This window comes from Actinomycetota bacterium (assembly GCA_028698215.1).
Taxonomy (GTDB): Bacteria; Actinomycetota; Humimicrobiia; order Humimicrobiales; family Humimicrobiaceae; genus Halolacustris.
This window is the reverse complement of the sequence record JAQVDY010000042.1, coordinates 1-7802: the sequence shown is the minus strand read 5'-3', so window position 1 is coordinate 7802 and position 7802 is coordinate 1. Positions and strand designations below refer to the sequence as shown.

The 7802-nt window shown below is 39.0% G+C and carries 7 protein-coding genes; 6 read left to right on the top strand and 1 reads right to left on the bottom strand.

The genetic code is table 11. The features are described 5' to 3' along the window. The 5 genes from PHN32_08655 to PHN32_08635 form a co-directional block, all read left to right on the top strand. Positions 1-768: extracellular solute-binding protein (locus tag PHN32_08655; protein ID MDD3777659.1), on the top strand; the 768-nt coding region annotated here is incomplete at its 5' end. Between the two features lie 155 nt (positions 769-923). Then, positions 924-1856: a sugar ABC transporter permease gene (locus tag PHN32_08650; protein MDD3777658.1), complete on the top strand. Its 933-nt coding sequence runs from the start codon at positions 924-926 to the stop codon at positions 1854-1856. A gap of 21 nt (positions 1857-1877) precedes the next feature. Further along, a complete protein-coding gene (locus PHN32_08645) occupies positions 1878-2711 on the top strand; it encodes a carbohydrate ABC transporter permease (GenBank protein ID MDD3777657.1) in 834 nt (277 codons plus the stop codon). A gap of 251 nt (positions 2712-2962) precedes the next feature. Continuing rightward, positions 2963-4090 carry an ABC transporter ATP-binding protein gene (locus PHN32_08640; protein MDD3777656.1) on the top strand — a complete coding sequence of 376 codons (1128 nt, stop codon included), beginning with the start codon at positions 2963-2965 and terminating at the stop codon, positions 4088-4090. 14 nt (positions 4091-4104) lie between these two features. Then, entirely contained in the window at positions 4105-5211 is a 1107-nt protein-coding gene (locus PHN32_08635; protein MDD3777655.1) for an ABC transporter ATP-binding protein, read from the top strand. A 138-nt stretch (positions 5212-5349) separates the two neighbouring features. On the opposite strand, the gene PHN32_08630 is transcribed toward PHN32_08635, so the two are convergent. Beyond that, entirely contained in the window at positions 5350-6360 is a 1011-nt protein-coding gene (locus PHN32_08630; protein ID MDD3777654.1) for an NAD(P)-dependent alcohol dehydrogenase, read from the bottom strand. 481 nt (positions 6361-6841) lie between these two features. Here PHN32_08630 and PHN32_08625 point away from each other — a divergent pair, with 481 nt between their 5' ends. After that, positions 6842-7609: an SDR family oxidoreductase gene (locus PHN32_08625; GenBank protein ID MDD3777653.1), complete on the top strand. Its 768-nt coding sequence runs from the start codon at positions 6842-6844 to the stop codon at positions 7607-7609. Positions 7610-7802: the final 193 nt, after the last annotated feature.

The window sequence follows — 7802 nt, the reverse complement described above, 5'->3', positions numbered from 1 at the left end:
GAGTTCTCAACCTACCTTTGGGGTAATGGCGGAGACTATTGCGAAGTAGTTAAAGATGATTCTGGCGCGGTAACCGAATATATTATCACCAAAGAATACACTGACCTGATGGTACAGACCATGGAAGAATATGTAGGAAGAGTACAGTATGCTTCTCCTGGAGTTTTAACTGCTAACTTTGACTTTGTTGTTGCTGCTGTTAGCCAGGGAGACACTCCTCTAGTAGGTATGATGTATTCTAACTGTTTTGCATGGGCTGTAGACGAGTTAAACAAAAACGTAGTGCCTAATGATCCTGATGCAAGGTTAGGCATCTATCCTACCATAGGTGAAGGACCCTACACTGGTGCTTGGTCCTATGGTGTAGCTGCTGCTTCTGATAATCAGGAAGCTGCTTACTGGTTAGTAAGGTATCTAGGTTCTTTGGAAACTCAGACTTCAGTTATGAAAGACGCAGGCCAGTTGGCTACCAGGTCTGATGTATTAGCAGATCCTAGCTGGCATTCAGAAGAAAATGAGTATCCTTTTGGTATTTTGGTTGATTACCTAAGCTATATCCTGGCTAATGAAGATTATGCTGCTATTATAGATAACGCATATTACTTCAATTCAGCTTCAGCTGGTAAAGTAACTGAGATGCACATGAATACTCTTTCCAAGGGATTCAGCGGTGAATTGTCACCACAGGCTTGTATTGATTCTTTGAATCAGCAAATGGTAGATTTGGTAACCAGGCACGATACCATACCTATTAGCGTTGAAGAATAATGATATGAGCTCTATGGAACGATTATACCTAGTGTAATTATCTCTAGAGTAAGGGGAGGGGATCAGAGCAATCTTATTCCTTCCCCTTTATAAGTACTAATTTTAATATGAAAGAATGATGTTTAGGATTAGGAAAGAGGGAGGAAGTAGTTAATATGTCGAGTGTAAAAAATGAAAGTGTTACAATTAACAAAATGGATCTAGGGAGAAAGCCCTCAGTCTGGGAAGTTCTTTCAAGTGAGAAATATTTTAAATGGGTGTTGTTAATACCATTACTTCTGGTATTACTGGCATTTATGATTTACCCCATGATTTACAGCATATTTCATTCTTTTTATGATGCAGACCTGGCAGGAAGGGTTGCTGTTGGATTAAAAAATTATAGAACCATGTTGAGGGATACCAATTTTTGGATTCCATTAGGCAGGACTGCTGCAGTTACTGTAATTTGCATAGTTTCAGAATTACTTATTGGGTTGGGCATAGCCACATTATGGAATAGGAATTTTAAAGGAGAAAACATTATTCGTGGCCTTATCCTGTTGCCTTTGTTGGTAGCGCCTTTGATTTTATCTATTGTTTGGAATTTCTTGCTTGAATACGATATTGGTTTTATTAACCAATTTTTGGCAACAATAGGTTTGGCGAGAATAAAATGGTGGGATCCCAGCCTGGCATTATTTACCATTTGCGGTATTACTGTATGGCAATGGTTCCCATTTTCAGCATCAGTACTTCTGGCCGGGTTAAAAGGTCTTCCCAAGGACACCTTTGAAGCTGCCCAGGTAGATGGTGCTAAGGGATGGCAGGTATTTAGAAAGTTAACCCTGCCCATGCTGTCTCCTTTAATTATGATCATTGTATTGTTGAGGACCATGTGGCTTATAAGGTTATTTGATCCTTTGTACGGTACAACACGTGGAGCCGTAAACACAGAGCTATTAGACTGGATGGTATACAGGACTTCTTTTGTATATTTTGATGTCGGTTATGGTTCAACACTGGCAATAATGAGCTTGTATCTGACCATGATTATTGCCGCAATTATGTTTAGACAATTGATTAAAGCGCTAGACGCGTCAAAATAATGATAAGGATGGTGTACAACAATGTATAATAAAGATTCTGTTGGTAAGCGAATAGCTTTTTGGATAATTACGGTAATTGTATTGTTGATAGTACTAGGACCATTAGCGTGGATATTTTTAACCGCATTTAAGCCGGCTCAGGACATTTTCACCGGAAACTTTGCTCAACAATTTTTATTTACACCCACTTTGGAAAATTTCCAGAGGCTATTTGTTCAGTTTCCATTTTTCCAGAACTTGCTTAACACGGTTATAGTTAGTGTTCTCAGTACAGTACTAGTAATGATAATTGCCGTCCCGGCTGCCTATAGTTTCGCTAGATGGAATACTGGGGGCGGCCATTTGCTTTTTGTTACTATTTCCACCAGGATGTTTCCGGCAGTAGTAGCAGCTTTGCCATTTTTCATTGTATTTCGTAATCTCGGTTTATTAGATAAACATTTAGCATTAATATTGCTGTATATGTATTTTAATGTATCATTTGCTACTTTCTTGCTGTACGGCTTCTTTAGGGATGTTCCACAAGAATTAGAGCAAGCTGCACTCATTGACGGCTATGGCCGATTCAATATCTTTAGAAGAATTGTAATTCCGCTGATTATGCCAGGCATTGCTACCACTTCTGTTTTTTGCCTGATTTGGTCTTGGAACGAATTCCTGTTTGCTTTTCTGTTTACCAGGAGTGCGGCTAAAACGGTTACGGTTCTAATTTCCTCTTTCTGGGGGTCTATTGATATACAATATGGAACCATGGCTGCTGGCGCGGCAATAAGCATATTGCCTACATTGATAGCAGCGTGGTTTATGCAGAGATATATTATTAGAGGTTTAACCTTCGGAGCTGTTAAAGGATAAAACCAAAATTGAAATTAATAAATAGTTGTAGATGCTAGTTAGGGGGTTTGTAATAAATGAAGTTAAGAATGTCGATGGGAAATTGGTTGTTTTGGGCAGTGTTGGTATGGATGGGTGTCATGTTCCTATGGATGGGAATATTGCCCCAAGTGCCAGCATGGATTGGTCTCATTATTGCTACAATACTAGCAGTTATAGTGTTTAAATTTGGTCCTCGACCCAAATATGATGAAGATGAGGAGGAGTAAGATATGGCAGAAGTAAAATTTGAAAATGTGACCAAATATTATGGCAAGAAAATGGCTATAGATGATTTGAGCTTTACATGCAAAGAGGGTGAATTCGTTTCTATACTTGGTCCTACTGGTGCTGGGAAAAGTACCATACTTAAAATGATAGCCGGAATAGAAACTATTACATCAGGCAAAATTTATTTTAATGATATGGTAGTTAATGATTTGCCTCCTCATGCCAGAAATGTATCTATGGCTTTCGAAACCTATAATCTTTACCCGCATTTTGATGTATACCAGAACATAGCTTTCCCTTTGAGAGCGCCTAAGTGGAATTTTAAATTAAGCAAGGCCGAAGAAAGGGAAAAGGTAGTAGAGATTGCCAAGTTCTTGGGTATAGACGCTCTGTTGGATAGAAGGCCTCAAGCATTAAGCGGCGGGCAGAAACAGAGGGTTTCACTAGCCAGAGCGTTAGTTAGAAAACCTGAGGTTTACCTTTTAGATGAGCCTATTGCGCACCTTGATGCTAAACTTAAGTTTTCAACCCAAACCCTATTACGTGAGTTTGCAGTCAAATATGGCAGTACTATTATTTATGTCACTCATGATTACAGGGAAGCGCTGGCTTTATCAGACCGAATGATTGTATTAAGGCATGGTAAGATAGAGCAAATGGATACACCAGAAGAAGTCTACGAGAATCCTTTATCCGATTTTGTGGGATTATCGGTTGGTGAACCGCCAATGAACCTGGTAGACGGTACCCTAATAGATAAAGATGGGAAAACTTTCTTTAATGCCTTGAATTCGTTCGAATTAGAGCTTTCTAATGAGGCTGCAGTAGATGCTAAAAAAACAGCTAAAACCGTAGGCCAGGATTTAGATATCAGGCTTGGGATCAGGAGTGAATACATAAATATCAGCAAAGAAAAACAATCCGAAAAAGCCTTCCAGCTTCCGGTTTACGCTATTACCCATGAAGCAGAAAGCACACTGGTATACTTTGAGCTTGCTAATACTTTCCTTCATTCCCGCATAAGGGGAGGGGTAGAGAGAAGTGAATTTGAAATAGGTGACGAGGTATGGATTGATTTTCCTGAAGAAAATACTTTCTTTTATGTACCAACAATAAATTTGACTAAGTAATAGGTGAGGTGAAAATGAGTAGGATAGATTGCAAAAATGTATGGAAGATTTATCAGGGAGATGTTGTAGGCGTTAGAGACTTGAACTTTACCTGTAATGATAAAGAATTCCTTGCAATATTGGGACCTTCAGGAAGTGGAAAAAGTTCTACATTGCGCATGCTGGCAGGACTGGAAGAAATAAGTAAGGGAGACGTACTTTTTGATGGTGAAAGGGTAAATGAAAAAGGCCCTGCAGATAGGAATATAGCTTTAGCTTTTGAATCCTATGCCCTCTATTATTCCATGGATGTATATGAAAATATTGCATTTCCATTAAGGGCTAGAGGCATAAAGGGAGAAAAGTTAAATGAAATGGTAATGGAAATCGTAGAAGCCCTGAACCTACAACCAATATTGAGGAAAAAACCTGGATCCTTGGCAGGCGGGTATCAGCAAAGGGTATCTTTGGCCAGGGCCCTGGTTAGAAAGCCCAAGCTTACTTTGCTGGATGAACCCCTGTCTCATATGGATCAGCGTATCAGGGGCGAAATAAGGGCACAAATTAGCAGGATACATAAAGAACTGGGCAACACCACCATTTATGTTACCCATGACCAAGCTGAAGCTATTGCCCTTTGTGACCGTATACTGGTTATGCACGAAGCAGAAAGACAACAGATTGGTACCGTAGATGAGATTTACAATCAGCCGGTTAATAAGTTTGTAGCAAACTTTATCGGCCAGCCAGGTATGAATTTTATTAATTGCGGTATTGATGCTCCCAATAAAGTGTTTATTAATACTGATAAGGGCAAACAATTATTTGAGATTGCCGGAAAAGTTGATGATAAATTTGTAGGATCTGATGCTGTGATGGGAGTTAGGCCACAACAGATAAAGGTGATAGAAGAAAATAATAGGGATTCAGTAATAGCTGGTACAGTAAGGATAGTTGAGTTTCAGGGGGACAGCACAGTAGTAACTGCAGAGCTCGGAGATGAAAGCAAATCAATGGTTCAAGTAGTTATTACTGCAGGTGGTGTCAAATTTAAACGAGGCGATACTTGCTGGATGGAATTTGAGCCCAATAATATTCATCTTTTTGATAAAGACTCAGAAAAAGCTATTATAAATAGGTAGGATTGGTAATAGCCAAAAAAAGGCTATTAATAGTTAAGGTTATGCCCTACAGCAGTTTATTATTTACATTAATAGGCTGCTGTAGGGCATATTTATAATTTGGCTTTATCTATTTAAATTTATATAATTTTTAGGCTGCTACATATTAATCATTACTTTTATGGCGCTTTTATCGTCCCTGGCAGCAATAAAGGCTTTTTCAGAATCCTCGAATTTAAACCTATGGGTAATAAATTTTGTTACTTTATCCCTATTTTTAAGAATTATATCCAAAGCTGCTGGGAATGAATTGGCATATCTAAATGTAGCTACCAATTGCTGTGTCTTTATGACCATCTGGGTGATAGGGGCTTCCTGGGTGGTTTTAGTATGAAAACCGATGGCTGATATACGGCCCCCCACTTTTACTCGGTTGCTGGCATCAATTAAAGCCGGTTCTGCTCCTGAACATTCGTAGGCAATATCGTAATAATTTAAGTATTGGCTGGGATCATCATGGGCAGGGTTTATAATCCTGGTTGCTCCCAGCTTTTCAGCAATCTTAAGCCTGTCATCCCTGACGTCTACCATGGTTACCTCTTTAGCACCTGCGCTGTAAGCACAAATTAAACAGCATAAGCCTACTACCCCTGCTCCGTATATAATTACTTTATCCCCCAAACCAGTACCAACGCACCGGGAAGAATAAATACCTACAGCCATGGGTTCTACCAGGGTAGCTAATTCTGCATTAATTCCTTCTGGTACTTTATGGACAAAGGAAGAATCAAAGGTGACGTATTCTCTCAAAGCCCCGTCAAAGGGAGGAGTAGCATAAAATTTGTGATCAGGGCATAAGTTGTATCTACCGGTTCTGCAAGCTTCACATTTGCCGCATACAACAAAAGGTTCAATTACTACCAGTTCTCCAATCTCCAAATCTTTTACATGAGAGCCAATCCTTGTAATTTCACCAGAGACTTCATGGCCTAATATGAGGGGTTCCCTTACTATCATATCCCCGATTCTCCCATGCTCGTAATAATGTATATCAGAACCGCAAACCCCCACTGATTTTACTTTTATCTGTACTTCACAGTCAGTGGGCTCTGGAATAGGCAAATCTCTTTCTTGAAGAACCTGTTTTTGCATCAGATACAATGCTTTCATATACTGTCAACTCCTTTTGTGGATTATAAAATGGTTGAAATTTTGCTTGGTTTTTAATAATATGCGACCTGTTGCAGATGTGTTCTTGTGCTCATAAAATATCTTTAGTTTTGTATAAAAAGTTACAGGATTAATATATATATTATAATATAAATATATTTAAGGACGCAATAGAAACTGAAATTATTCAGGCTGTCCAATTTTATTTCGCGCCCCACTTTCTTTGCAGGGCGAGGTGTTTACATTTAAATTGGTTTCAATTAGAATAATTTTAAATCAACCTATCCGTGAAAGGTAATTTTACAGAACTTCTATGAGCAGATTATATTTATACATACTACAGAAGCTTTTACATTTTAAATATTATAAACCCAAGATAAAAGGTTGTTTAGTACTAAGCCATTCAAGTTTTACTTAAACATAAAAGCATTGGCAAGAAGTTAAATACTAGGTTTTATAATACAATAATAAAGGAGCGGTAATGAGTATTTTATCGGATTTTAAGTTGGATGGAGAAAAAGCTATTGTCACTGGTGCCAGCAGGGGCTTGGGCAGGGAAGTAGCTTTGGGGTTAGCTGAAGCAGGTGCTGATGTGGCAGTAGTAGACAAGCTATTGGAAGCAGGCAAAGAAACTACTGAAATGGTAAAAAAACTCGGCAGAAAATCCATTACACTGCAGGCAGATGTAACCAATGAAGAAGACGTTAAAAAAATGGTGGAAGATGTAATGTCGGAGTTTGGTAAAATAGATATTTTAGTAAATAATGCTGGTATTGTTTTATGGAAAGCGGCAGAGGAAATGACCTACGATGAATGGAAGAGTGTAATAGATGTGAACTTGAACGGGGTGTACCTTTGCTCCAAGTGGGTCGGCAAGGAAATGATTAAACGGAAAAAGGGTAGCATAATTAATGTATCTTCCATGTCAGCTATCATTGTAAACCAGCCCCAGAAGCAGGCTAATTATAATGCTTCCAAAGCAGCAGTGTCCCAGTTAACCAAATGTCTGGCTTATGAGTGGGCCCCTTATAATGTAAGGGTAAATGCTGTACTTCCTGGCTATATAGGCACTCCTTTATTGGTGGAAGCTGATGAATACTATTTGAATGAATGGTCTAATAAGGCAGCCCAGAAAAGAATACCAGATCCTGCAGAGTTAAAGGGTATTTTTGTATTTTTGGCTTCCAAGGCAGCCACTTATTTCTGTGGCAGCCTCATAGTAGCTGATGGAGGTTACATTCTTACCTAAAGGTCTATTATTTATTATTAATAAAAAAAGCTCCTTATAAGCTGTTTATACTTATAAGGAGCTTTACTAATTTCCTCCTCTTATCCTAGTCACTGCCGGCAAAACTGGAAGACTCTCCCAGTCCTTCACTGCCCATGGCCAGATACCCACCGGAGGTATCCAGGTCTGCCCCGGTAACGGTAGAGGCGTCATC